The sequence below is a fragment of the Rhodococcus sp. JVH1 genome (assembly GCF_000280725.2).
GTDB classification, from domain to species: Bacteria; Actinomycetota; Actinomycetes; order Mycobacteriales; family Mycobacteriaceae; genus Rhodococcus_F; species Rhodococcus_F jostii_A.
The window spans coordinates 5,532,075-5,558,479 of the sequence record NZ_CP166289.1 but is presented as its reverse complement, the minus strand read 5'-3'; the positions used below and the strand labels follow the sequence as shown (position 1 = coordinate 5,558,479).

The window sequence follows — 26,405 nt, the reverse complement described above, 5'->3', positions numbered from 1 at the left end:
CACACTTGATCCTTCGCCGGTTCGCTGGACCGCGCAATGCAGACAGCGTGCGCTATTTTCCCTGCCATTGCGGAGTGCGCTTCTCGACGAACGCCTGCATGCCCTCCTGGGCGTCGCACGTGATCGCGTTGGTGGCCATCGTCTCCGCCATCGCCGCGTAGGCCTCGTCCTGAGGGAGCTCGATCTGCCGGTAGAACGCCTGCTTGCCGATCTTCACCGTGAGCGGGCTGGCCTTCGTGATCTTCGCGGCGAGAGCCCGGGTCTGCGCATCGAGCTCCTCGGGTGCGACGACCAGGTTCACCAGCCCCCAGTCCGCGGCCGTCTCCGCCCCGATCGTCTCCCCGGTGAGCAGCATCTGCAGGGCGCGCTTACGCCCGATCGCGCGGCTGAGGGCCACCATCGGGGTGGAGCAGAACAGTCCGATCTTCACCCCCGGCGTCCCGAACACGGCGTTCGACGACGCGACGACGAGGTCGCAGGACGCCGCGAGCTGACAGCCCGCCGCGACGGCCGCACCCTGGACGGACGCGATGACCGGTTGGGGAATGTCCTGCACGGTCTGCATCATCTCCACACAGGTGTCGAAGATGGCCTGCTCGTCCTCGAGTGTGCGGCCGATCATCTCCTTCAGGTCGTGGCCCGCGGAGAACACCGGTCCTGCAGCCCTGATGACGACGACGCGGGTGGTGTCGTCGTCGCCCAGCTTCCGCAGCGCCGCGGTGACGTCCCGCATGGCCTCGGACGACAGCGGATTGCGATGCTCGGGGCGGTTCAGGGTGAGGAACGCGACGCCGGTGTCCGGCTCGGCAGTGGTCTCGACGAAGTTCTCAGTCATGACTATTGCCTACCACCCGGGCCCGCACCTCACCGAAGCCGATGCGGGTGCCGTTCGGGCCCGGTGCGGTGGCGGAGATGGCGATCTCGTCGCCGTCCTCGAGGAACGTGCGCTTCTCGTCCCCCACGACAACGGGTTCCTGTCCACCCCAGGTCAACTCGATGAACGCACCGCGCTGATCCTTCTCCGGTCCGGAAATGGTGCCCGACGCGAACAGGTCGCCCGTGCTGGCGGCGGCGCCGTTGACCGTGGTGTGCGCGAGCATCTGCGCCGGCGACCAGTACATCTGCGCGTACGGCGGACGCGACACGACGTGTCCGTTCCACTCGACGGCCAGGTCGATGTCGAGGCCCCACTTCTCCTCGCCGCGCAGGTACGGCAACGGCTGCGGATCCTGCGCCGGGGTGTCGATGCGGGCCGCCTCGAGCGCGTCGAGGGGAACCACCCACGGCGAGATGGACGTCGCGAAGCTCTTCCCGAGGAACGGACCGAGCGGCACGTACTCCCAGGCCTGGATGTCGCGGGCGGACCAGTCGTTCACGACGACCGCACCGAACACGTGCTCCGCGAACTGATCCGGGGTGATGGTCTCCCCCAGCTTCGTCGGGACGCCGACGAGGAAGCCCATCTCGGCCTCGATGTCGAGGCGGCGGGACGGCCCGAAGTCGGGGGCGTCCTGGTCCGGGGTCTTGCGCTGCCCGCAGGGCCGGATCACGTCGGTGCCCGACACGATGACGGTGCTCGACCGACCGTGGTATCCGACCGGCAGGTGCTTCCAGTTGGGCATCAGCGGCTCGGAGTCGGGGCGGAACAGTCGTCCGAGGTTGGTGGCGTGATTCTCGGAGGCGTAGAAGTCGACGTAGTCGGCGACGGCCACCGGCAAATGCATCGTGACGTCGTCGACCGCGAACACCGCGGTGTCGGCGACATCGCCCTGCACGAGTTCGGTGATCTGCCTGCGGACCTCGGTCCAGCGGGCCCGGCCCTGCGCCATGAAGGCGTTGAGGGTGGGCTGCGCGAAAACGTCGTCACCCAGTGCGGCGGCGAGATCCACGACGGAATCTCCCACCCGCACTCCGACCCGTGGGGCCGAGTCGGCCGTCGAGAACACGCCGTACGGCAGGTTCTCGATTCCGAAGAGGGAATCTGCGGGGATGTCGAGGACGGTCATGTGTGGGCTCCTTGATCTGCGGAGGCGAGGGCGGAAGACGGCACGAGGTGCAGTGCGACGAGATCTTCCAGGGGTTCGAGGATGCTGCACGTGCCGAAGGATCGGAAGGCGGTGCGAGCGCCGTCGACGACGTCGACCGGGAGGTCGCGCAGTTCGCCGGCGAGCAGTGCGCCGTCACGTTCGGCGAGGGTAGCGGCGACCTGGTCGACGTCGGCGCCGCCGAGTGCGTGACGGGTAGCGAGCAGCACGTTGAGGAATCCGTGCTGTTCGAATCCCGTGTGCGGATCGGTGTTGCGGACGGCGTGGTGCAGCCCGGCCGTGGCCTTGAACGGGACTCCCGACGCGATGACGGCGTGCAGCGCAGCGGCGAGTTCGTCCTCGTCCGGGTAGGCCTCGGCGACAACGCCACCCGTGCGGAACTTCGCCGCGAACGGGCCACCGGTCAGTGCGGCGAGGAAGTCGGGTCGGCGCTCGCCGCGCGGAATCTCCACGAACACGTCCAGGCCGGCGGTCAGCGCCTCGACGGCGTCCATCGCGGCGAAGAACTCCGCGGCCGTCTGGTCTGCGGGCACCGCGATCTCGAGTGCCACCGCGGTGGCACCGTCGATCTGCGCGAGGCGGTCGAGTGCGGGTTCGAGCGTGGCCGGGCCGCCGGGCAGCGTCAGGCTCAGTTCGAGCGCACCGGGAGTCAATTCGCCCAGTCGGGCGACCGGAAAGACGAAGGGACCGACCAGATCCGCGTACGGCGCCGACCGGTGTCTGGCGTGCGCGGGCAGGGCGTCGGGCAGGGGCGCGTTTCCGGGTGGGAAGAGGGCGGCGTCGTCGCAGAGGCCGGCGAAGAGGGCGGAGATCACTGCGTCGGCCCCCGCCCTGCCCACGTCCACGCGTAGCCCGAGTCCTCGCACGCCACGGCGCCCTCGCCGAGTTCGAGCGGGCGGAACGTGTCGACCATGACGGCGAGCTCGTCGAAGAACTCCGCCCCGATGCTGCGTTCGTACGCACCCGGCTGCGGACCGTGCGCATGGCCGCCGGGGTGAATCGAGATCGAACCCTGGCCGATGCCGGACCCCTTGCGCGCCTCGTAGTCTCCGCCGACGTAGAACATGATCTCGTCGGAGTCGACGTTCGAGTGGTAGTACGGCACCGGAATCGACAGCGGGTGGTAGTCGACCTTGCGGGGCACGAAGTTGCAGATGACGAAGTTGTTGCCCTCGAACGCTTGATGGGCCGGCGGCGGCTGGTGCACTCGCCCGGTGATGGGTTCGTAGTCGGAGATGTTGAACGTGTAGGGGTAGAGGCACCCGTCCCAGCCCACGACGTCGAAGGGGTGGTGCGGGTACACCATTCGCGTGCCGACGATTCCGTGCGACGTCCGGTGCTTGACGAGCACCTCCACGTCGGTGCCCTCGACCTGCAGCGTGTCGGACGGCCCGTGCAGGTCGCGCTCGCAGTAGGGTGCGTTCTCGAGCAGCTGACCGAACCGGGACAGGTAGCGCTTCGGCGGGACGATGTGACTGTTGGCCTCCATCGCATAGGCGCGCAACGGTTCCGGTCCCTGCGGGATCCAACGGTGGGTGGTCGACATCGGAATGAGGACGTAGTCGCCCTGTTTCGCCTCGAGCGCGCCGAACACGGTTTCGACGGTGGCGGCACCGGATTCGACGTAGACCATCTCGTCGCCGATCGCGTTGCGGTACAGCGGCGACTCCTTGGCGGCGACCACGTAGGAGATGCGGACGTCCGCGTTGCCGAGAATCAGCCGGCGTCCGGTGACCACGTCGGTGTCGGCCCAGACCGTGTCCGGGAACAGGTCGTGCAACTTCAGGTGGCGCGGCTTGAGCGGATGATTGGGAGTCGTGCTCTGGTCGGGCAGCTCCCACACGGTGGCATCGACGATCGCCGACGGGATGTGGCGGTGGTAGAGCAGTGAGGAGTCGGAGGAGAAGCCCTCTTCTCCCATCAATTCCTCGAAGTAGAGCTGACCGTTGTCGTCACGGTGCTGGGTGTGCCGCTTGGGCGGGATGTTGCCCACGTGCCGATAGAACGCCATGACCGGCCTCCCTAGAAGTGCGTGTCCTTAGTAGTAAACACATTAACTAAATTACGGGCGTGATGGCAAGCACAGATTTCGAGGGAGGCACAGCAGGGTCAGTTACGCCCGCGGACGTCGAACTGGCTGCGGTTGGTGATCAGCTTGTCCAGCAGCATGACGAGAATGCGCTGCTCCGGCTCGGTGAGAACACTCGCCCAGGCATGTTCCCGCTCGTTCTGCTCACGGTAGATCTCACCGATCTCGCTCCGGCCCTTCTCGGTGAGCGACAACTGGACGGACCGGCCGTCCCGCTCGTCCGGGGTCCGCTCCATCAGACCACTACCGACCAGCGTCTTCGTCAGATTCGAGACGGCCGCCCTGCTCATGCCGGTGAGCTTGGCCGCCGTCTTCGACTCGACGGGTCCGGCCAGCCACGTCACGAACATCAGCCGGAACGCCGACCACGACAGGCCGCGCGGGCGGTGGATCGACGACTCCAGGTCGTACGTCACCACGTTCGACGCGCGGTTCAACGTCAGGAGGACTTGGGTGGCGAGTTCGTGCGTCGAGCCGTATTCCGTGCTCAGGCGCCGGTTCGCCAGTTCGATGAACGACCAGAAGTCGAGGCTGTCCGGTACCTCGACGGGCACCGGCGCTGCGTCATCGGTCATGGGGGAACCCTATCGCGAGCCGGTGGCGGGCCCAGCGCCCACCACTTCCGCTTTTAGTATATCTGTGAACTATATGCCTTCGGCCCGTGAGTACTTGTTAACGCCCGGCGGTTAATAAGTACTCACGGGCGCGTCAGCGCTCGTAGCCCTTCCGCATGTCGTCGACGATACGCGGGCGGTCGAGGGTGGAGGGCTCGAGTTCGCGGCGGGGACGGTCGCGCGAGAAGATCGCGGACGCGGCGAGGGTCGGCTCGTCGAGGAAGCGCAATTCGGGGACGTCGCGGGGCAGGCGCAGGGCCGGCGGTTCGGGTCCGCGCCGGGCGAGGACGTATCCCCAGTCCCCGAAGCTCGGCACCAGCACGTGGTACGGCGTGACGGCCAGACCCGCGGACGCGACCGTCGACGTGGTGCGCCAGTACGCGTCCGGCGTCGAATAGGGGCTTCCCGACTGCACCACCATCAGTCCGCCGGGGTTCAGGGCGGCGGCAGCGAGACCGTAGAACTCGGTGGAGTAGAGGCGCCCGAGCGCCGGGGTGTCGGGGTCGGGGAGGTCCACGATGACGGCGTCGAAACCCGAATCAGGTGCATCGCGTAGCCACCGGAATGCGTCGTCGAGAACGACGTGCACGCGCGGGTCCTGCAACGCCCCCTGATTCAGCCCGGACAGCCGGGTGTTCGCGAGTTCGATGACCGCCGGATCGAGTTCCACCTGCACGATCTCCTCGACCCCCGGCAGTCGCAGGACCTCTCGGGCGGCGAGGCCGTCGCCCCCGCCGAGGATCAGCACCCGTTTCGGGTCGTCCGCCATCGCGGGGTACACCAGCGATTCGGTGTACCGATGTTCGTCGATGCTGGAGAACTGGAGGTCGCCGTCGAGGAAGAGCCGCACGTCTCCCCCGCGCTCGGTGACGACGATCTCCTGGTATTGCGACCTTTCCGCGGCGACCACCGGATCGGTGTAGAGACGTTGCCGCGACGTGGTCTCGATGCCGTCGGCGCGCACCAGCAGAACCGCGATGCACGCGGCGGCGACCAGCAGCGCCACGACGGCGAACAGGCGGGTGCGCAGACTCAGCTGCCACCGCAGCAGGATCAGCGCCACCACCGCGGCGGCAACGAGATTGATGATGCCGGTGATGGCGGCGCCGCGGATCATTCCGGCGATCGGCAACAGGACGAACGGCCAGAGCAGGCCACCGACCAGGGCGCCTGCGTAGTCGGCGGCGTTGAGGTTTGCCAGCACCTTTCCGGTGCTCTCGGCGTCGGTGTCGTTGCGGCCCGACTGCAGCAGCGTCATCAGCAGGGGCACCTCGGCGCCCACCAGCACACCGATCAGTGCGGTGGCGAGCACCAGAACGATTGCGCTGGAACCGAAGAACGTGAACGTCACGTACAGCGTCACCGCGCTGAACCCGCCGACGAGTCCGAGGACGATCTCGACGACCACGAACGACGCGGCCGCGGTGGAGAGCAGCGGCTTGGCGGCGAGGGCACCCACTCCGAGTGCGGCCACGAAACCCGCGACGATCAGCGACGTCTGGGTGATCCCGCCGCCGGTCAGACTGACCGACAGTGTCAGCAGGGCCAGTTCGTAGATCAGCCCGCACGCCGCACAGGCGGCCACCGCGGCGAGCAGGAACGCCCTGGCCCGCCCGCCGAGCGCGCGGGTGGTGGAGGTATTCGGCTCTGCCGCGGTGGTCGTCATGGGATCAGGTGAGTGCGGCGGCGTTCACGAGGCCGATGGCGAAGAGGCTCGCACCGACCGCCCATGCGGCACCGCACATCTTCGGGTTCCCGACCAGGCCGACGAGTTGCCCCGGCAGCAGCAGGTTCATCAGGCGCAGCGCGATGACCTGCAGCAGCACACCGAAGAGGCCGTAGACTGCGGAGTCGGCGAGTCCCTGCGCGAATCCGTCGGAGCTGGTGAGGATCGCTGTGACCACGACGACGGCGAGGGCGAGATGGTTCGACGCCAGCAGGATTGCCGCGTTGGGGTTCTTGTCGATGTACACCTGGTGCCGGAGATTGCCGGGGGTGGCGAGGTCGAGTACCGCGAAGCCGACTCCGAGGACGGCGATGCCGATGACGAAGTACGCCAGGGTGCCGAGCATGCCGACGGCGAGCAGTCCGACGTCGACGCTGCCGATTTCCGTTGCTGCCGCCGTGTAGGTGGTATTCACGCGCTTCTCCCCAGTCGAGTGTTCTCTGTCATTTCGCGCTCCCGGATCCGCCGCTGCCGCTGGCGCCGCCTGCCGGCGAGCCGGGGTTGAAACCGGGCCCCAGATAGGCGAATCCACCGCTTCGGTAGCGTCCGTCGATGTCTTCGACGCGGACGAGGCTGCCGCCCCCCGGCCCGGCGCTGACCGTCACGATGTCGTCGTCGTAGCGCAGGTATTCGCTGCCGCCGTCGGCCTTCCGCGCCGCCGGTTCTTCTTCGGCGACGATGTTCGAGACGGTCGTCCCCACGGGGTCGTTCGACGTGTACGTCTTCGCGTCGCCTGCGGTGTTCTGCAGGGCGTAGGTGTCGGCGATGTAGTCGCGGACGCCGCCGCACGCGGTCGCGGCCAACACCAGGAGCAGTATCGGGGCGAGCCGCACGCGCGCACTGAACCGGCTCACGGCTGCCACCTGCTTCGAGTCTTCACGATCACCCCGCCCTTGTCTCCTGGGTACAGATGCCAGGTCTGCCAGACCCATCCGCCCGAATCTTTCGCCGCCGTGAGCGCGGTCAGCGCGGTGTGGTCGCCGGGGAACGCCCCGCAGATCCACCCGTCCACCTCGGTGGCCTGGCGCCGCAGCCAGTCCGCGGTCTGCTCGAGGTGGGTGCGGTCGACGGTGTCGGTGGTCGAGTGGAACCGGTACCCGCTGGCGCTGTCGGACACCGGCAGCGGCCTGCCGCCTGCCAGGACCGCGTCGCACGACACCTGTTCGGTGATCCGGCTGCCCGCCGCGGACGCCGTCACCGCGTGCGACGCCCCGAGAACCGCGAGTGTCACTCGGTCGTCACCGTGCGTGATGGTGAGTTCGGCGAGCGGGCACGGTGTTTCGGCGTTGACGACGAGACCGAGCGCCTCGGCCGTCACATCGCGCGACTCGATGTCGAGGACGTGCAGTGTCACTGCGGCGGACCGGAATGGATCACGGTGAGTTCACCGCGCGTGACGGCGCGGCCCGTGGAAACCTCCCACGACTGCGTCCGCGCCCAGCGCTCGAACGACAGCAGGCCGGTCTTGTCTGCCGTCGCATAGTCGGCGTAGTCGACGATGCCCTGGGGCGCCGTCCCGGTGGTGCCTTCCGCGGTGAACGACGCGGTGCCGCGCTCGATCTGCCGGTGCACCCTGTCGTCGAGGATCACGTCACCACCCGGTTCGAGGCCCGTGCCCTCGCGGCGCATCCACAGCGTCATGTCGAGGTTTCCCTCGTCGTTCTCGACGGTCAGCCATCGCTGACCGGTAGACCCGTCGAGGAGGTGTTCGTGCCAGATGTATCCCTCTTCGTCGAGGGTGATGGTGCCGCGCACGACGTGATCGATTCCGGCGTACGTGATGATGTCGCCGACTCCGATCTTGTACGGGTCGTAGACCTCCGGGTAGTCGGCGAGTGGATCGACCCGGGCAGCAGGAGTGAACTTCTTCCCGGCCCGATTCCGCAGGATCAGCACGATGCCCACGATCACGACGACGATCAGCAGCAGTAACAGCAGCGTGGTCAACAGTCTCTCCTGGTCAGCGGCTCCGGCACGGGAGACCGGCGCCCGGCCCCCACCGCTCAGTCACCTTACTGTGCGCCGCGCACCCACACACCTAGCGATTGCAGAGCCTGGTAGCAAAGGCTAGCCTAACCGAACGCGCGAGCGGTGGAGCGGAGCGCTGTCGTTCACCGAGATTCGCGCGGCATTCGCCCAGACGTCGACAAGACCGACAGTGAGGAACCATATGGCCATCCCGCCCATTTCGACCTACACGATCCCGGAGATCCACGAGGTCCCCGAATCGAAGGTGTCCTGGCGCCTCGACCCCCGGCGTTCCGCACTGCTGGTCCACGACATGCAGAACTACTTCATCGACGCGTACGACGTGCGTGCGGAGCCGATGTCGACTGCGATGGCGAACATGGTCCGGATCCGCGAACTGTGCTCGGAAGCAGGAATTCCCGTGATCTACACGATGCAGCCGGGCGACCAGCACCCGTCGCGTCGCGGCATCCTCGCCGACTTCTGGGGCCCTGGACTGACGTCGGGTCGCGACACCGAGGTGGTCGAGCCGCTCGCTCCCCGCGAGGGCGACATCCAGGTGACCAAATGGCGGTATTCGGCGTTCCAGCGCACCGACCTCCGGCAGTTGCTCGGCCACCACGGCCGCGACCAGCTGATCGTCACGGGCGTCTACGCGCACATGGGCTGCATGCTGAGTGCCGCCGAGGCGTTCATGTCGGATGTGCAGCCGTTCCTGGTCTCCGACGCGACTGCGGATTTCAGCCGTGACGAACACCTCATGGCCCTCACCTACGCGGCGAAGCGCTGCGGTTCGGTGACCACCACGGACGCGCTGGTCTCGGCGCTGTCTCCACTCGAAGTCGGTTGAATCGACCCGAAGACCCCACTCCGGCGCAGCGCTTCGTCCCGAGGCGTGCGTCGGTGTGCGTCGGCAGTCGGATCCCCACAGCTCATGTGGTTAGGCTAACCTGACACGCTGAGTAGCTGAAAGCCCGAAAGCCCGAGCCCGAAAGCCGAAAGCATCAGGAGTGCCTGTTAGATGTCCCTTTCGATTTCGTCGCCGTCCACCCTGCAGACCGGGGAGGACACGGCCGATGCCTGTTTGACCGCCGCCCAGCGCGAGCTGTGGGCCGGGCACCAGCTCGACCCGACCCGGTCGGCCTTCACCACGGCCGAATACGTGGAGGTCGCCGCCCCCGTCGACATCGACGCTCTCGCGGCGGCGGCACGCACGGTGATCGAGGAGGCCGAGATTCTCTCGGTCCGCTTCGAGGCCGAACCCGGCGCCGATTCGGCCGACGTCGTCCAGGTGCACGATCGTCGCCACGCCCCCGAACTCGAACGTCTCCAACTCGACCGGGCCGCCGCCCTGGAGTGGATGCGTGAGGACGTGCGCCGACCGCTCGACTTCGACTCCGCTCCCCTCGTCCGCACGGCACTGATCACGACCGAATCCGGTGTGCTCTGGTACCTCCGCGCCCCGCACGCGTTGCTCGACGCCTACGGGTATTCGCTGCTCACCCGCCGCGTCGCGGCGCTGTATGCGGCCCGGCGCGCGGGCACCGAACCCCGGCCGGCCAAGTTCCCGCCGTTGCGGACGCACGTCCAGGCCGCACGGGAATTCGATGCCGCGGCCCCGGACAGCGCGCCGCAGTCGGCTTCGCATCCGGTCGGATTCAGCGACACGGTGCGCCGGCCCGTCCCCGACCCCCGTCGGTACACGATCCCGATCGACCCCGACGTCGCGAGGAGCCTGCGCGAGGCGGCCACCGCGCAGGCGACCACGTGGGCGGAAGCGGTGTACGCGGCCGCTGCCACATACCTGGGCGCCCACACGGGAGCCGAGGAGGTGACGCTCCGGGTTCCGGTGCTCGCCCGCAACGGGATCGAGCTGGCGTCGCCCGTGACGGCCACGAACATTGTGCCGCTCCGCATTCCGCTCGACGCACGGTCGACGTTCGCCGACGTGATCGGCAGGGTGGCCGCCGCATTGTCCGAGACGCGTCCGTTCCAGCGCGTCCGGGAGGCAGGCAGACGCGCCACCGGCGGAGCGGTGGTGAACGTCAAACCGTTCGCCGCCAGAATCGCTTTCGGTCCCACCTTCGGCGCGGTGCATCAGCTCGCGACCGGTCCGGTGGAGGACGTGGTCATCTCCGTCTCGGGCGCCGGCGACGAGCTCACGCTCGAATGGGCCGGAAATCCCGACGTCTACACGGACGACGAGATCCGGCACCACGCACACCGATTCGCGCACTACCTCCGAACCATCTCCGTGGCAGCAGAACCCGTCTCCGTGGTCGACGTCTGCGCTCCGGACGAACTGCACCTGTGGCGGTCCGCGGCCGGCCTCGACCGGACCACCGGCACGGCAGCGACCCTTCCGGACAACATCGTCTCCGCCTTCCTCGCCCAGGCGCGCACCCACCCGGACCGCGTCGCCGTGAACGATCTGTCCTACCGTGAACTCTCGACTCGCAGCGCCGCCCTGGCCCGGCAGCTGAGGTCGGCCGGCGCCGGCCGCGGCACGGTCGTGGCCGTCAGCCTCCCCCGCGGCACCGACCTGATCGTCGCCGTCCTCGCGATTCTCCGCAGCGGCGCCACGTACCTGCCGATCGATCCGTCGTCCCCGGCCGAACGCGCGCGGTTCATCCTGCGGGATGCGCAGCCGTCGCTGGGAATCGGATCCGCCGACCTGCTCGGCGACCTCCCGCGAGTCGAGGAGGACTCGGCACAGTCCGCGTCCGGCGAACTCGACAACGCCGTGCAGGCGGACGACATCGCGTACGTCATCTACACGTCCGGATCCACCGGTGTCCCCAAGGGCGTTCCGATTCCGCACCGTAACGTGATGCGGTTGTTCGACGTGTCCCGCGAATGGTTCACGTTCACCGAGGACGACTGCTGGCCCCTGCTGCACTCGTACGCGTTCGACTTCTCCGTCTGGGAGATCTGGGGTGCGCTGCTGCACGGCGGCCGCCTCGTCACGGTCGACGAGGCCACCCTGACGTCACCGGCCGACCTCGCCGCGCTCCTCGTCGACGAGGGTGTCACGGTGCTGAACCAGACGCCTTCCGCGTTCGGGCATCTCGTCGACGCTCTCGTCCGCGCGGACTCGTTCGACCGGCTGCGACTGCGGTACGTCGTGTTCGGCGGTGAGGCTCTCGATCCCGCCGTCCTGCGCGCCTGGTTCGCCGCGACCGGTCCGGATGAGGGAACCGAACTGGTCAACATGTACGGGATCACCGAGACCACCGTGCACACCACCGCCACGAAAGTCACCGCAGCCGACGTGGTGGACATCGGGGTTCCGCTCGGCGACCTCCGCACGTACGTCCTCGGGCCGGGGCTGCGTCCGGTGCCGCCCGGCGTGACCGGCGAGATCTACGTGTCCGGCCCCGGACTGTCCCCGGGCTACCTCGGGCGTCCCGACCTGACGTCGGGACGGTTCGTCGCCGACCCGTTCGCCCCCGGCGGCACGCGGATGTACCGCACCGGCGACCTCGCACGGTACGACGCGACCGGCACGCTCCACTACCACGGCCGGATCGACGACCAGATCCAATTGCGCGGTTACCGTGTCGAACTCGGCGAGATCGGTGCCGCGATGACCGCGGTGCCCGACGTGCAGGCGGCGGTGGCCACGGCGCACGAGCAGGCCGGCGGCGACCAGCGGATCGTCGGATACGTCGTTCCCCGTCCGGGCGGCGAGCACAACGCCGTCGAGGAGCAGGTGCGGGCGCACCTGGTCCGCTCCCTTCCCGGGTACATGACGCCGTCCGCACTGGTGATGCTCGACCGATTGCCGTTGACCCACAACGGCAAGGTCGACAAGGACGCGCTGCCCGCCCCCCGTTGGCTCGGACAGGCCGGCGACACACCGCGGACCGACACCGAAGCCCGGATCCTCCCGCTGTTCACCTCGGTGCTCGGCGCCGAGCAGGTCGGTGTCCACGACGACTTCTTCGCACTCGGCGGGAACTCCCTCCTCGCCGCCGCTCTCGTGTCCGCGATCACCGCGGAACTGGCCGTGCCACTGCGGGTTGCCACGGTCTTCGAGAATCCCACCGTGGCCGCCGTGGCCGCGCAACTGGAGGACGCCGGCGAGCGGGTAGCGGCGAGCAGGCCGTCCCCGCGGGACCTCCCCGAGGGCACGCCGGTGCCGCTGTCACCCGCGCAGGAACGCCTGTGGTTCCTCGACAGCGCCGCCGGCGGCGGAACGTACCTGCTGGCACTGGCCGTCGACTTCGGGGAAGGCCTCGAACCCGACGTCCTGTCCGCGGCGCTCGGGGACGTCGTGACCCGGCATCAGTCGTTGCGGACGGTGTTCCCCCTCGTCGACTCGGTACCCCACCAGGTCGTGCTTCCCGCGGCAAACGCGAAGGTCCGGCTCGAACGTGTCGACAACGTCGGCAACATCGAGGGGCACATCGCGGCGATGACGACGGTGGGGCTCGGGCTCACCGACCAGCCGCCGCTGCGCGCGGTGCTGTACGAACCGCAGCACACGCTGGTCCTGTTGCTGCACCACATCATCGGCGACGAGTGGTCGCAGTCGAAACTGCTGGACGATCTCGCCTTCGCGTACAACGCCCGCCGCGCCGGACGGGCACCGGAGTTCACGCCGCTGCCGTTGCAGTACCCGGACGTCGCCGTGTGGCAACGCGAACGCATCGGCGCCGGCGACGACGACGACGCGACCCCGTTGCTGACCGGCCAACTCGACTACTGGCGTGAGCAACTCGCCGGTCTGCCGCTCGAACTGGGCTGGCGCACCGACCGACCCCGACCGGCCCTGCCCACCAACCGTGGCGCAAGCGTTCACCGCACGCTGTCGCCGTCCTTGCACGCGGCCGTCGAATCGCTCGCCGCCGAGCGGCGTGCGAGCTTCTTCATGATCGTGCACGCCGCCGTGGCCGTGCTGCTCGAAAGGCTGGGCGCCGGCGAGGACATCGCCCTCGGCGTGCCCGTCGCCGGTCGCAGTCACCCCGACCTCGACGCCATGGTGGGCTGCTTCATCAACACGGTGGTCCTGCGGACCGACGTCTCGGGTGACCCGACGTTCGACGACCTGCTGGATCGGGTCAGGGCCGTCGACCTCGACGCCGTCGACCACGCCGACGTGCCGTTCAACCGTATCGTCGAACTCGTCAATCCCCCACGGTCGTCGGCCCGCCACCCGCTGTTCCAGGTGATGTTGTCGCACTGGAAGCAGGACGGTGCGGCGGCGCGATTCGACGGGACGACCGCCGCGGTGCGGATGCTCGACGCGACGTCCGCGAAATTCGATCTGGCGCTGCGCTTCCAGGAACGCCCGGACAGCGGCGGGGTCGACGTGACGTTCGAATACTCCACCGAACTCTTCGATGCCGCGACCGTCGAATCCTTCGCGGACCGCCTCGCCGTGGTGATCGAGCGGCTCGTCGCGAACCACGAGCAGCGGATCGCCCGGCTCGACATCCTGACCCTGCAGGAGCGGGGCCGAGTGCTCGGCGAATGGTCCCATGCGGAGCACTCCGTTCCGGCCCGCACCTTCGACGAGTACTTCTCGGCGCAGGTGGCGGAGACACCCGGCGCCGAGGCTCTCGCCGTCGGCGCGAGCGTGCGGCCCGCGGTCTCCCTCACGTACCGGCAGCTCGACGAGCGGGCGAACCGGATTGCCCACCTACTGATCTCGCGTGGCGCGGGTCCCGGTGACGTGGTCGCGGTCGCACTCGACCGGTCCGCCGAGCTGATCATCAGCGTTCTCGCCGTGTTGAAGAGCGGTGCCGCGTACCTTCCCGTCGATCCCACGTACCCGGCCGACCGGATCGCGCACATGCTCGCCGACGGCGCACCGGTCGCGATCCTCACGTCTTCCGTCGGTGTGCCCGACCGCACCCCGCTGGGCACCGACGTGCCCATTCTCGACCTGGACGATCCGGGCCTGCAGGCCCTGCTCGACACCCAGCCGGTCACGGCCCCCACCGACGCGGACCGGAGCAGGCCGCTGAAACTCGACGACGCCGCGTATCTCATCTACACGTCCGGATCGACGGGGGTGCCGAAGGGCGTCGTCGTCCCCCACCGGGGCATCGCGGACCTGCTGTCGCTGCAGTCGGACGTGATCGGCATGGACCACACCACTCGGGCGCTCCACTTCTCGTCCATCAGCTTCGACCTCGCGTTCTGGCAGATCATGTGGGGTGTGCTCTCGGGCGGAACACTGGTGGTCGCGACGGACGCCGACCGCATCCCGGGTGAGCCGCTCGCCCGGGTCATCAACGAACACGACGTGAACTTCGTCGGCGTGCCACCGTCTTTCGCCGCCGCGTTCCCGCCGGAGCATCCCATTCCGGACGGCGTCGACCTGATGCTCGGCGCCGAGAAGCTCACACCCCAGCTGATCGAGCGGTACGCCCCCGGCCGCCGGCTGTTCAACGCGTACGGTCCCACCGAGTGCACGGTCAACGCCACGCTTGCCCTCGTGGAACCGGGGCACGAAGGTCCGGTCCCCATCGGCGTCGTCGATCCGGGCAAGCATGCCTACGTCCTGGACCACGCGCTGCGGCCGGTGCCTCCGGGTGTGTCCGGCGAGCTGTATCTCGCGGGCGACAGCGTCACCCGGGGATACCGCAACCAGAGTCCCAAGACGGCGGAACGTTTCATCGCCGACCCGTTCGCGGTGCCGGGCAGTCGCATGTACCGGACGTCGGATGTGGTGTGGTGGGGCCGGGACGGTCAGATCTATTTCACCGGCCGCGCCGACTCGCAGGTCAAGCTGCGCGGATTCCGCATCGAACTCAACGAGATCGAGGCGGTGCTGTCCGGTGACCCGGACGTCGAGCACATCGTCGTCGTGGTCCGCGAGGACCGCCCGGGCGATCAGCGACTGGTCGCGTACGCGACGTCGGTGCCGGGCGGCCGGATCGACCCCGACCAGTTGCACCGTCGTGCCGCCAGCAGGCTGCCGGACTACATGATTCCGGCCGCGTTCATCGCCGTCGACGAGTTCCCCACCCTCCCCAACGGCAAGCTCGACCAGTCGTCGCTTCCCGTTCCGCACCTGTCACTGCAGGTGTCCGAGCGGGGGCCGCGCACCGCGCGCGAAGAGGTGCTGTGCCAGTTGTTCGCCGAGGCTCTCGGTATCGAGCGGGTCGGCATCGACGACAGCTTCTTCGACCTCGGTGGCCACTCGCTGATGGCCGCCGGATTGATGAGCGCGATCTCGAAGCGGCTGTCCGTGACCGCGACCGTGGCCTCGCTCTTCGCGGCGCCGACCGTGGCCCAGCTGGCAGGCCGTCTCGACGACGATCACGATGCCGACGCGCTGGCCGTCCTGCTGCCGTTCCGCACCGAGGGGTCCAAACCACCGGTGTTCTGCTTCCACCCCGCAGGCGGAATCAGCTGGGGTTACTCGGGGCTGCTGCGGCACATCGACGACGACTACCCGCTGTACGGCGTGCAGGCCTCCAACCTGTCGACGTCCGAGCGGCCGCCGGAAACGCTCGAGGACATGGCGGCCGAGTACATCGAGCACATGCGGACCGTGCAGCCCGAGGGCCCCTACCACCTCCTCGGATGGTCGCTGGGCGGCGTCGTCGCGCACGCCATCGCCGGTGCGCTGCAGAACCAGGGTGAGGAACTCGGCATGCTCGTCATGCTCGACTCCTTCCCGTCGGACGCGTGGGCCTCGATGCCGACGGAACAGGACGCGCTCGCCGCGCTGCTCTACATGGTCGGTTACGACCCCGAGCCGCTGCTCGCCTCCGACACCGAGCCGCACCGCGGCGGCGGCCTGGACCGGCAGCAGGTGATCGACATCCTGCGCGGCGAAGGCAGTGCGCTCGCCGGGATCAACGAGCACACCCCGGCCGCGATGATCGACAACTTCGCGAATGCAGTGCGCCTCGAATCCGAACCCTCACAGATCGTCGTGGACTCCGACATGCTCTTCTTCACTGCGGCCAGGAATCCCGCGACCGCGGCGACGTACGACCTGTGGCGGCCCTACCTGACCGGCACCATCGTCAACCACGACCTCGACTGCGAGCACAAGGACATGACCCAGCCCCGTTGGATCGGCGAAGTCGGCTCCGTCGTGAACGAGGCCCTCGCCTCGTTCGGCTCGCGCATGAACCCCATCAACACAGAACAGGGAGATCGATGAAAACGTCCGGAAGATACTGGCGTAGAGCCGGAATCGTGATGATGGCGGCAACCGCGCTGTTCGCGGGTGCCTGCAGCGAGTCGAATTCCGACTCGACCGACGCGGCGGGATCCGCCACCGGACAGGCCGACGCGTCGGCCTTCCCCGTGTCGATTCCGTCGGCGCTCGGTACCGCCGAGATCACGGAGGCACCGGAACGCGTCGTCACGATCGGCTGGGGCAGCGAGGACGCGGCACTGTCGCTCGGCGTCGTGCCCGTCGCCGTGCAGAACATGAAGTCGGACACGGGAACCGACGACGGCCTGCTGCCGTGGTCGCGGGCGAAGCTCGAAGAGCTCGACCCGAACGCGGAACCCACGTTGCTGACGGCGTCGAGCAAGGAGATGCCGTACGAGCAGATCGCGGCACTCGACCCCGACGTCATCCTGGCTGTCCACTCGGGCGTGAACCAGGAGCAGTACGACAAGCTCTCGGCCATCGCCCCCACCGTGGCGTACCCGGAGCGTCGCTGGGCCACCAGCTGGGAAGACCAGATCACCACCGTCGGCAAGGCCCTCGGCCGGTCCGCACAGGCCGAGACACTGGTGACCCAGACGCAGGACACCCTCGCGCAGGCGAAGTCGCAGCACCCCGAGTTCGCCGGGAAGACGGTGGCATTCGGTAGCGGCACCGAGCCGGGATCGTACAACTTCTACTTCGACACCGATCCTCGCCTGAAGATGCTGGCCAGCCTCGGTTTCACGGTCGACCCGCTCGCCCAGCAGTTGCGCGAGAGCAGTGACCAGACCAAGTTCGCGGCTCCCGTCAGCCTGGAACTGCTGCCGACGTACAACCCGGACGTGCTGCTCGCGTGGTACCTGTCGCCCGAGCTGCGGAACGAGGTCCAGTCGAACCCGCTGTTCGCCGGGATGAAGGCCGTGCGCGACAACGCCTACGTGGGTCTGACCGATCCGCCGCTGGTGTTCGCGTCGAGCTCGCCGAACGTGCTCAGCGTGCCGTGGCTGCTGGACAAGCTGCTCCCGCAGCTGTCGCAGGCCGCGAACAACGCTCAGGCCAGCTAGTTCCCACCTGGGCGCGTCACTGTGCCGCTGCCGAGAGGTCGTCCTCCTCGGCAGCGGCACTGCTGTAGGTGCGCAACCCCTTCAAGGTCAGCGCGAGAACCGCAAGCACCACGATGCCCCCCGCCCCGTAGAGGAGGAACGCCTCACGCGGACCCACCGCGGCTCCGACGGCGCCGGCGACGAGCGCTCCGGCAGCCGAGCCCGTGGAGATCTGGGCGCCCCACACACCGGCGACGCGTCCGCGGTATTCCTCGGGCGTCTCGGTCTGGATGACGGCGTACCGGAGGATGTCACCGAGGACGCGGCCGAATCCGTGTGCGGCGAGCCCGAGGAACGTGACCGCGATCATCGGGACGGCGCCGACGCCGATCAGCCCGGCCGACGCGATCATGGCCGCGAGGAACACGATCAGGCCACCGCGACGAGCAGTTCCCGTCCAGCCGCTCGTGAGTGATCCGGTGAGGGCGCCGACGGCGGGGGCGCTGTAGAGCAGTCCGGTCGCCGCCGGTCCGGCATGGAGGACCTGGCTCGCGTAGGCGGGCAGCAGCACGTTCCAGCCGGTCAGCATCATGGCGCAGAACCCGACCAGCAGCGTCCCGCCGACGACGGAGTCCTTGGCGGCATAGGTGAAGCCGCTGGCGATCGACCGCAACGGACTCTCGGTGTTCTTGACCGGCGGCGGCAGCGAGGGCAGCCGGGCGATGCAGTACGCGGTGATTCCCGAGGACACCGCGGCCAGAACGTAGTTGGTGCCCACGGATGTCGCCGCGATGATCACACCGCCGATGGCAGGCGACGCGACCGTGCCGAGGTCGGCCATCACGGTCATCAGGGCACCGGCGGCGGCCATCTTGTCCTTGGGGAGCAGCGACGGGATCACCGCCATCAGCGCGGTCGCGGAGATGCCGCCGGCGAGGCCCTCGATCACGCCGCAGAGGTAGATGATCCACAACTGGGGTGTGGGCAGGAACGCGTTGACCGCGAGGATCGCAAACGCCAGACCCGCTGCGGCACGGGCGAGGGAGATGACCGGCCTGCGGTCGTACCGGTCGGCGATCACGCCGCCGAACAGGGTGCCGATGAACACCGAGGAGCCCACGACGATGCTCGCCGCGCCCACTGCCAGTGTGGAATTCGTCATGTCGTACACCTGCAGCGGCACTGCCACCAGCAGCAGACCCAGACCGAAGATGGAGATCGTGCGGGCAATGAAGATGTATCGGAACTCGCGACTCGTCCGTAGAGGCGTCAAGTCGATTGCGTATCGCGATAATCCGGCCATTGTCATCCATTCACATTCGGTTGCAACAGCTCTCCGTTTCGCCGTTCGCGTGGAGAGCAACTATGCTTAGGCTTCACTAACCCAGCAACCTACCCCATGTCGTCGAATCGGCTCAACGGGCCGTGGTTCGACCGCCGCACCGGAGGATGACAGTGAGTTCCGCTTCCAGCACCGTTCCGACCCGCGACCGAATCCGCGCCGACGTAGCCGACGTGCTCGACGTCCCGGTCGCCGAGATCGACGATTCCGCGAACCTGCTCGACGAGGGAATGGACTCCGTGCGCGTAATGGCGCTGGTCGAACGATGGCGGGCGGACGGTGTGCAGGTGGATCTCGTGGACCTCGTCGGCGAGCCGACACTCGACGCCTGGTTCGAGGTGACGGCAGCACGCTGAGCGGTCCCACCGCCTACTCTTGATCCCGCTGGTCGATCCCAGGGTCGGCCCGGACACGGGAGGATGCGAGGGGACATGGCTGACGAAACCAGCGGTACAGGCAGGATGAGCGTGCTCCGGACACCACGGTTCTGGATCGCTCCCCTGCTCCTCGTCTCCGTCGTCATGTCCCTGCTGGCCGCGCTGTACATGGGTGGAATGCTCAACCCCACCAAGCACCTCAACCACTTCCCCATCGCGCTCGTCAATCAGGACGAGGGCAACACCACACCCAATTCCAACCCGCCTCAGCAGCAGAATTTCGGCGACCAGATCGCCGCCGGGCTCGTCGAGGGTGTCGATCCGGACAAGATCGAACTTCGGCAGATCGGGATCGCGCAGGCTCAGTCCGCGCTGGACAACGGGGAAATCTACGGCGCGATCGTCATACCGAGCGACTTCACGAAGCGCACGTTCATCCTCGCCCAGGCCGGCGTGATTCCCGGCGACGTCGAGCGTCCGGTGATCACGATCTACACGAACCCCCGCGCAGGCACGATCAGTGCGAACCTCGTCCAGAACATCGGTGAGATGGCGTTGGACAAGGCCAATCAGACGATGGGCCAGCAGCTCACCACCCAGGTGACGCAGCAACTCCAGGCGACAGCCCCCGACCTCCAGCTGTCGGGGGCCAGCCGGCTCGTGCTCGACGACCCCATCGACGTGCGGGTCGTGGCCCACAACCCGCTGCCCGACGGCACCGGTTTCGGCTTGGCGGCGTTCTACTACGCGCTCCTGATCGTCCTGGCCGGTTTCACCGGTGCGACCATCGCGAGCACCCTCATCGACGGCATGCTCGGATTCACTCCGACCGAGGTCGGGCCGCTGTACCTCCACAACGAGGCGGTCCCGATCTCACGGTTCAACACCCTGTTGATCAAATGGGCGGTGATGGTTGTGCTGGCGATGATCGTGTCAGGTCTGTACCTCTGGATCAGCTCCGCCCTCGGCCTGCCGATCACCGACCCGCTCGCCCTGTGGGAGTACGGCGCCTTCGCGATCGCCGCGGTCGGGATCACGGCGATGTCCGTGATGGCCGCGTTCGGCAACCTGGGCCTGCTCATCAACCTGCTGGTGTTCGTCGTCCTGGCGCTGCCCTCGTCGGGCGGCACGATCCCGCTCGAGGCGGCGCCGCGCCTATACACCTGGCTCGGTGAGTTCGAACCGATGCACCAGATCTACATCGGGGTGCGCGCGATCATGTTCTTCGGCGCAGCGGGCGACGCAGGGCTCATCCACGCGGTGTGGATGACCCTCGCCGGCCTTCTCATCGGCCTCGTCTTCGGCGCCGTCATCACCCGGTTCTACGACCGCAAGGGTTTGCATCGCCGCCACAAGGCGCAGACCGAACCCGAACCGGTGGACGCGGCCGGGGCGTGAGTCACGCGGGCGTCGACGACCAGGCCGTGCCGAACTGTTCGTACCAGGGATGCGGGGCGGGCACCGCCGCCAGGATCCGTTCGACGAACCGATCGGGGTCGCCGAGTTCCGCGAGTCCGACTCCGCGGCGCTCGTAGTCGGCGAACCTGTCGTGCAGTCCGGCGATCACCTTGTCGGTCACCGTCTGCTCGAACTCTTCGATGGTTGCCATCGGATGCCCCTCCTTCCGGCGAGAAGCGTCTGCGTTCAGTGTAGTGCCGACCTGCGGGTTCACCCCCGCCCGACGGCGGATTAACAGCTGTCGGTGACGCGGAGCAGACTGGGCCCGTGAGAATGGTCCTGGTTCCCGACGCCGACGGTGGCGCGACGACCGTTCGCACCGATCCCGCGGGCGTTCCGGTCGAGTCGCCACGCCGTCACTCCGACGTCGTGGCCGCGGTCCGCGACATCGAGGCCACCGAGCACCCCCGCTGGGTCTGGACGAGTACCGCGGCCGTCTATCCGGCGCTGCTGCGAACCGGGGTGCGCGTGCGGCGCTGCCAGGACCTCGCGCTCACCCACGCCATCCTCAGCATGCGCGACGGTGTTCCCGCGCCGCCCCCAGGCGAACCCGTCGACGAACGCCCCGGACTGTTCGAGACCGCACCCACCACGGATCCGGCGCAGGTGGTGGCGGACTTCGCGGAACAGCGGAAGACGATCGGTGACGATGCACGGCTCGACCTGCTGGTGGCAGCCGAGTCCGCGGGTGCGCTGGCCGCGGCGGAGATGAGCGTCGACGGCCTGCCGTTCTCCACCCGCACCCATCGCGCCTTCCTCGAGGCGGCGCTCGGGCCGCGGCCGGCCGGGTACGACCTGCCGCAGCGCATCCAGGACGTGACCGTGGAGATCGGGTCGGCGTTCGGCCGTCGCATCAACCCGGCGTCCCACGTCGAGGTCGTCGACGCGTTTCGCCGTGAGGGCATCGAACTCGCGTCGACCCGCAAACACCTGCTGCGCGAGGTCGATCATCCCGCCGTGCCGCTGCTGCTGCGCCACCGCGATCTGTCCAAGCTGTTCAGCACGAACGGCTGGCAGTGGCTGGACAGTTGGGTCCGCGACGACCGGTTCCGGCCCGTCTACGTCCCCGGCGGCGTGGTGTCCGGCCGCTGGGCGAGCCGCGGCGGCGGCGCACTGCAGATTCCGAAACCGCTGCGGTCGAGCGTGATCGCCGACCCGGGTCACACGTTCGTCATCGCCGACGCCGGCCAACTCGAACCCCGCATCCTGGCCGCCATGTCGGGTGACGCCCGCATGGTCGCCGCGGCGGGCGCCGACGACCTGTATGCACCGGTGGCGGCGGAGACGTTCGACGGCGATCGTGGCAAGGCCAAGGTCGCGATCCTCGGTGTTCTGTACGGCGCCACCGCGGGCGAGGCCCGTTCGCTGCTCACCCTGCTGCGCACCCGCTTTCCTGTCGCCGTCGAATATGTGGAAAGGGCGGCCCGTGCCGGTGAACGTGGCGAGGTCGTGCACTCGTGGCTCGGCCGGGCGTGCCCACCGCCGTCACCCGATTTCTGGTCGCACGGCGACGCCCGGACGCGCGGCCGGTTCACCCGAAACTTCGTGGTACAGGCCACGGCAGCCGAGTGGGCACTGTGCGTGCTCGCGGACCTGCGGCGCCGGCTGGCCGACGACCCGGACAGTGAACTCGTCTTCTTCCAGCACGACGAGGTGATGGTGCATACCCGGGACCCCGACTCGGCGACGCGGCACGTTCTGGGCGCGGTCGAGGTAGCCACCCGGTTGCTGTTCGGCGAGACGCGGGTGCGGTTCCCGATGGATGTGGCGGTGCGGGACTGCTACGCCGAAACCTCCGACGAGGCCTGACGCGCGCGGATTTCCGGTGTCGCGGGTGCGCTCGACATGGTGTACTGGGACGCACTGCTGGCGGGGGCGGCGAAGGAGAACCCATGACGAAGTTGGATTCGACGGACTCGAGCACCAGCGGCGAGACGCCGCGCAGATTCCGCTGGCCTGCGTTCACCATCGTGGCCATCGCGATCATCGCGTTCTTCGCGGGCGGATTCGGGGGGTCCTTCCAGGGAAAGCTCACCGAGGTCCAGAAGAACGACAACGCCGCCTACCTGTCGAGTTCCGCCGAATCGACGATCGTCACCAACGAATCGTCCAAGTTCCTCACCGTCGAAACCATCCCCGGTTTCGTGCTGTTCCACAGCGACTCCCCGCTCACCGAGCAGGACAAGGCCGCCATCGCCCAGGCACGTGACGCCATCGCGGCAGTCGACGGGGTCGACGCCGAAGGCATGGCCCAGACACAGTTCTCCCAGGACGGCACCACGGCATCGATCTTCGTTCCCCTCGTCGCGAAGGAGGACGGCACGGCGGTCGCCGGCGATGTGCTCGCCGCCACCGAGGAGAACGTCCTCACCGCCGCGAAGAACGCGGCCGCCGGGCTCGAGGTGCTTCCTGCCGGTCCCGGTGGCCTCCTGGTGGCGTTCATCGACGCGTTCGCCGGGCTCGACGGCGCACTGCTGGGCGCCGCGCTGCTCGTGGTCGTCCTGATCCTGCTGGTGGTCTACCGCTCCCCGGTGCTGTGGTTCTTCCCGCTCTTCTCGGCGCTACTCGCGCTCGGCCTGGCGTCGATGGTCATCTACTTCCTCGCCAAGGCGGAGGTGCTCACACTCACCGGACAGAGCCAGGGCATCCTGTTCGTCCTCGTGATCGGTGCGGGCACCGACTATGCGCTCCTCCTGATCTCCCGATATCGGGAAGAACTGCACTTCTATCCCAGCCGGTTCGACGCCATGATCAAGGCGTGGAAGGAATCCGCCCCCGCCATCACGGCGTCGGCGGTCACCGTCATCCTCGGTCTGCTGTGCCTGACGTTCTCCGAACTGAACTCCAACAAGAGTCTCGGGCCGGTCGCCGCGATCGGCATCGCGTGCACGTACCTCGTGATGATGACGTTCCTGCCCGTGGCGCTGTCCGCGGCGGGGCGGTGGGTGTTCTGGCCGCGGAAACCGAAGGTGGACGAGGCCGCAGACCTCACCACGCACGGTCTGTGGGGCAGGATCGCCGCCCAGGTCGGGAGCAAGGACCGCCCCCTCTGGATCGGTACGACGGTGCTGCTGGCCGTGCTGTTCCTGGTCGGCATCGGCAGTCTGAAGACGGACGGGTTGTCGTCGTCGGAGAACTTCACCAACCGGCCCGACGCCGTCGTCGGTCAGGAGTTGTACGACTCCAAGTTCGATCCTGGTGCCGGCGCGCCTGCCGTCATCGTCACCAATGCCGATCAGACGGACGCGGTCATCGCGGCCGTGAGCGGTGTGGACGGGGTGTCGACGGATCCCGGCGCGGTGTGCCCGCAGGTCGATGTCGAGAAGCTGTCTGCACTCGTCAAGTCCAATCCGGCCGCGGTGGCGTCGGCGGCGGGGCAGGGGTGCGCACCCGACTTCCTCACGGCCGCACCGATCGACGGCCGCATGGTCGTCAACGTGACGCTCGCGGACTCGTACGATTCCCCGGAAGCCCTCGAGACGGTGAAGCGACTGCGCGACGCAGCGCACGCCGTGCCCGGTGCCGATGCGCTCGTCGGTGGCAGCACGGCAACCACTCTCGACGTGCAGACGGCGTCGGTGCACGACCGGAACCTGATCATCCCGATCGTTCTCGTCGTCATCTTCGTCGTGCTGGCCCTCCTGCTCCGGGCCCTGCTCACGCCCATCATCCTCATCGCCACCGTGGTCCTGTCGTTCGCAGCCACCCTCGGGGTGTGCGGACTCTTCTTCACCCACGTCTTCCATTTCGCGAATGCAGATCCGGCGTTCCCCCTGTTCGCGTTCGTGTTCCTCGTGGCGCTCGGCATCGACTACAACATCTTCCTGATGACCCGGGTCCGCGAGGAAACCGAGGAACACGGCACCAAATCCGGTGTGCTGCGTGGGCTGGCAGTGACCGGTGGCGTCATCACGTCGGCCGGTGTCGTGCTCGCCGCGACGTTCGCGGTGCTGGGTGTGCTGCCCCTGGTGTTCCTCGCCGAGGTCGGTTTCGCGGTCGCGTTCGGTGTGCTGCTCGACACGATCATCGTGCGCAGCATCCTCGTCCCGGCGCTCTCCCACGACATCGGCAAGAAGATCTGGTGGCCGTCGGCGCTGGCGAAAGCAAAGGATTAATACGCTTCGTCCGTCCACAGGTGGAACAGCGCGTAGGCCCGCCACGGCCGCCACGGCTCGGCCAGTTCCGCTGCCTGCCTGCCGGTCCTGACCCCCAGCGCGCGCTTGAGGACGAGGTCGTCGGGTGTGAACGCATCCGGGTCGGCCAGCACCCGCACCGTCAGATAGTCCGCCGTCCACGGACCGATGCCGGGCAGTGCGAGCAGACCGGCCCGGAATTCGGCCGGGTCGGTGTCCGCGCCGAGACTCAGACCGTCGGACGCCGCCTCGGCCAGCGCGAGCACCGTCCTGGCCCGGGCGCCGGTGAGGCCGAGAGTAGAGCGCAACTGTTCGGGTGAGAGCGCTGCCAGCGTCTCCGGTTCGGGGAACGCGAAGAATCCGTCGTGGACCGGCCGGCCGTATGCGTGCACGAGCCGGCTGCCGAACGTCCGGGCTGTTGCCAGCGAAACCTGTTGTCCGAGAACAGTCAGAACCGCCGTCTCGAATCCGTCCACGCTCCCCAGGCGCCGCAGACCCGGACGCAGCGCCACCAGCGGAGCCAGTTGCGGATGATGGCTCAACGCGGCGTCGATCGGCAGCGGATCCGCGTCGAGGTCGAGCCAGCGCCGGACCGCGGCTGTCACAGCCTCGACGTCTCCGGGATCCGCCGGTGTCAGGTGCGCCTCGACGTACCCGTCGGCGGGACGGACGACGACGGACACCAGAGCGGGCCCGTGCGGACCGTTCACCACCCGGGTGTGTGTTCCGTCGGGGTCGTGTCGCTCGAGTCCGGACACGGTGTGGGCGCGGAGCGCGCCCCACAGCGGCGCATGGGTGAACGGACCCCGGTAGGGCAGTTGCACTCTCATGCGTCCTCGAGTCCCGTCACCCGCAGTGTGATGTTCAGTCGGCCCGTTGTCAGCCCACAGGCCGGATCACTCGTGCCTGGAAACACTTTCGGCACTCCGTGATACGCGAACCGGGACTCGCCACCGAACACGAAGAGGTCGCCCGACAGCAACTCGACGTCGGTGTACGGCTTGGTGCGGGTGGTGGTGTTGCCGAAGCGGAATGTGCACGTGTCGCCGATGCTCAACGACACGACGGCCGCATCGGACCGCTCCTCCTTGTCCTGGTGCATGCCCATCTTCGCGGTGTCGTCGTAGAAGTTGATCAGCGCGGCGTCGGGTGTGTACCCGTCGGCTGGCTGCCCGTAGGCCTCGCTCACCGCCCGCCGGCCGAGTTCGACCAGCCAGCCGGGCACCGGCGCGACGCGGCCACCGCCCGCGTCCTCGGCGGTGCGCGAGTAGGAATACGGTTTCCAGTGCCAGCCTAGGCACACGGTCTGCACCGACATGCGATGCCCCGTCGGCAGTTGCGCGGCCCGCATCGGGACCGGTGCGGTGGCCCAGCGCCGGCATTCGGCCACCAGGTGGCGTTGCGCGGCCGGCGTGAGCCAGTCGGGTACGTGGACGGCGCCGGGCGCCACCTCGGTTCGGGGGCGGGGTATCAAGGCGGACATCA

At 68.2% G+C, this 26,405-nt stretch carries 21 protein-coding genes; 7 read left to right on the top strand and 14 right to left on the bottom strand.

The genetic code is table 11. From position 1 onward, the window contains the following. Positions 1 to 52: 52 nt before the first annotated feature. The 10 genes from JVH1_RS25745 to JVH1_RS25700 all read right to left on the bottom strand — a co-directional run bounded on the left by JVH1_RS25745 (position 53) and on the right by JVH1_RS25700 (position 8,421). Complete coding sequence (locus JVH1_RS25745) at positions 53 to 835, bottom strand: enoyl-CoA hydratase (RefSeq protein ID WP_009474976.1); 783 nt, start codon at positions 833 to 835, stop codon at positions 53 to 55. After that, positions 828 to 2,006 (bottom strand): fumarylacetoacetase, encoded by a 1,179-nt coding sequence (gene fahA, locus JVH1_RS25740; RefSeq protein WP_009474977.1) that lies wholly within the window; start codon positions 2,004 to 2,006, stop codon positions 828 to 830. The genes JVH1_RS25745 and fahA overlap by 8 nt, the downstream gene beginning before the upstream one ends. Next, positions 2,003 to 2,860, bottom strand: a complete 858-nt coding sequence (locus JVH1_RS25735) for a hypothetical protein (RefSeq protein WP_043778968.1) — start codon at positions 2,858 to 2,860, stop codon at positions 2,003 to 2,005. The genes fahA and JVH1_RS25735 overlap by 4 nt, the downstream gene beginning before the upstream one ends. Next, on the bottom strand, positions 2,857 to 4,056 hold the full coding sequence (locus JVH1_RS25730) for a homogentisate 1,2-dioxygenase (protein ID WP_009474979.1): 1,200 nt from the start codon (positions 4,054 to 4,056) through the stop codon (positions 2,857 to 2,859). The genes JVH1_RS25735 and JVH1_RS25730 overlap by 4 nt, the downstream gene beginning before the upstream one ends. Positions 4,057 to 4,154: 98 nt before the next feature. Further along, positions 4,155 to 4,709 carry a MarR family winged helix-turn-helix transcriptional regulator gene (locus tag JVH1_RS25725; protein WP_009474980.1) on the bottom strand — a complete coding sequence of 185 codons (555 nt, stop codon included), beginning with the start codon at positions 4,707 to 4,709 and terminating at the stop codon, positions 4,155 to 4,157. Positions 4,710 to 4,842: 133 nt separating this feature from the next. Then, entirely contained in the window at positions 4,843 to 6,414 is a 1,572-nt protein-coding gene (locus tag JVH1_RS25720; protein WP_009474981.1) for a polyamine aminopropyltransferase, read from the bottom strand. Positions 6,415 to 6,418: 4 nt separating this feature from the next. Next, positions 6,419 to 6,889 carry a DUF350 domain-containing protein gene (locus JVH1_RS25715; protein ID WP_009474982.1) on the bottom strand — a complete coding sequence of 157 codons (471 nt, stop codon included), beginning with the start codon at positions 6,887 to 6,889 and terminating at the stop codon, positions 6,419 to 6,421. A 28-nt stretch (positions 6,890 to 6,917) separates the two neighbouring features. After that, positions 6,918 to 7,337, bottom strand: coding sequence for a DUF4247 domain-containing protein (locus JVH1_RS25710; RefSeq protein WP_043778959.1), 420 nt, complete (start codon positions 7,335 to 7,337; stop codon positions 6,918 to 6,920). Next, complete coding sequence (locus JVH1_RS25705; protein WP_009474984.1) at positions 7,325 to 7,828, bottom strand: DUF2617 family protein; 504 nt, start codon at positions 7,826 to 7,828, stop codon at positions 7,325 to 7,327. The genes JVH1_RS25710 and JVH1_RS25705 overlap by 13 nt, the downstream gene beginning before the upstream one ends. Next, on the bottom strand, positions 7,825 to 8,421 hold the full coding sequence (locus tag JVH1_RS25700) for a DUF4178 domain-containing protein (protein WP_009474985.1): 597 nt from the start codon (positions 8,419 to 8,421) through the stop codon (positions 7,825 to 7,827). The genes JVH1_RS25705 and JVH1_RS25700 overlap by 4 nt, the downstream gene beginning before the upstream one ends. A gap of 223 nt (positions 8,422 to 8,644) precedes the next feature. Between JVH1_RS25700 and JVH1_RS25695 the strand changes: the two genes are divergently transcribed. From JVH1_RS25695 to JVH1_RS25685, 3 genes are all read left to right on the top strand, one after another. Continuing rightward, a complete protein-coding gene (locus JVH1_RS25695; RefSeq protein ID WP_009474986.1) occupies positions 8,645 to 9,292 on the top strand; it encodes an isochorismatase family protein in 648 nt (215 codons plus the stop codon). Between the two features lie 171 nt (positions 9,293 to 9,463). After that, positions 9,464 to 16,570 carry a non-ribosomal peptide synthetase gene (locus tag JVH1_RS25690; RefSeq protein WP_009474987.1) on the top strand — a complete coding sequence of 2,369 codons (7,107 nt, stop codon included), beginning with the start codon at positions 9,464 to 9,466 and terminating at the stop codon, positions 16,568 to 16,570. Beyond that, a complete protein-coding gene (locus JVH1_RS25685; RefSeq protein ID WP_009474988.1) occupies positions 16,567 to 17,631 on the top strand; it encodes an iron-siderophore ABC transporter substrate-binding protein in 1,065 nt (354 codons plus the stop codon). The genes JVH1_RS25690 and JVH1_RS25685 overlap by 4 nt, the downstream gene beginning before the upstream one ends. 16 nt (positions 17,632 to 17,647) lie before the next feature. On the opposite strand, the gene entS is transcribed toward JVH1_RS25685, so the two are convergent. After that, complete coding sequence (entS, locus tag JVH1_RS25680; RefSeq protein ID WP_009474989.1) at positions 17,648 to 18,913, bottom strand: enterobactin transporter EntS; 1,266 nt, start codon at positions 18,911 to 18,913, stop codon at positions 17,648 to 17,650. 146 nt (positions 18,914 to 19,059) lie between these two features. Between entS and JVH1_RS25675 the strand changes: the two genes are divergently transcribed. Both JVH1_RS25675 and JVH1_RS25670 read left to right on the top strand, forming a co-directional pair. Then, positions 19,060 to 19,308 carry a phosphopantetheine-binding protein gene (locus JVH1_RS25675; RefSeq protein ID WP_020476804.1) on the top strand — a complete coding sequence of 83 codons (249 nt, stop codon included), beginning with the start codon at positions 19,060 to 19,062 and terminating at the stop codon, positions 19,306 to 19,308. A gap of 75 nt (positions 19,309 to 19,383) precedes the next feature. Beyond that, on the top strand, positions 19,384 to 20,727 hold the full coding sequence (locus tag JVH1_RS25670; RefSeq protein ID WP_009474991.1) for a YhgE/Pip domain-containing protein: 1,344 nt from the start codon (positions 19,384 to 19,386) through the stop codon (positions 20,725 to 20,727). 1 nt (position 20,728) lies between these two features. Here the strand turns inward: JVH1_RS25670 and JVH1_RS25665 are convergent, their stop codons facing one another. Next, positions 20,729 to 20,938: a hypothetical protein gene (locus JVH1_RS25665; protein ID WP_009474992.1), complete on the bottom strand. Its 210-nt coding sequence runs from the start codon at positions 20,936 to 20,938 to the stop codon at positions 20,729 to 20,731. Between the two features lie 122 nt (positions 20,939 to 21,060). Between JVH1_RS25665 and JVH1_RS25660 the strand changes: the two genes are divergently transcribed. Both JVH1_RS25660 and JVH1_RS25655 read left to right on the top strand, forming a co-directional pair. Further along, on the top strand, positions 21,061 to 22,596 hold the full coding sequence (locus tag JVH1_RS25660; RefSeq protein ID WP_085998401.1) for a bifunctional 3'-5' exonuclease/DNA polymerase: 1,536 nt from the start codon (positions 21,061 to 21,063) through the stop codon (positions 22,594 to 22,596). An 83-nt stretch (positions 22,597 to 22,679) separates the two neighbouring features. Beyond that, the gene (locus tag JVH1_RS25655; RefSeq protein ID WP_009474994.1) at positions 22,680 to 24,902 is read left to right on the top strand and encodes an MMPL family transporter; all 2,223 of its coding nucleotides are present in this window, start codon (positions 22,680 to 22,682) and stop codon (positions 24,900 to 24,902) included. Here the strand turns inward: JVH1_RS25655 and JVH1_RS25650 are convergent. Both JVH1_RS25650 and JVH1_RS25645 read right to left on the bottom strand, forming a co-directional pair. Further along, positions 24,899 to 25,750, bottom strand: a complete 852-nt coding sequence (locus JVH1_RS25650) for a DNA-3-methyladenine glycosylase (RefSeq protein WP_043778960.1) — start codon at positions 25,748 to 25,750, stop codon at positions 24,899 to 24,901. The two genes, JVH1_RS25655 and JVH1_RS25650, sit on opposite strands and share 4 nt — an antisense overlap. Continuing rightward, entirely contained in the window at positions 25,747 to 26,403 is a 657-nt protein-coding gene (locus JVH1_RS25645) for an alpha-ketoglutarate-dependent dioxygenase AlkB (RefSeq protein ID WP_011595099.1), read from the bottom strand. Before JVH1_RS25645 ends, JVH1_RS25650 begins: the two co-directional genes overlap by 4 nt. Between the last annotated feature and the right edge of the window lie 2 nt (positions 26,404 to 26,405).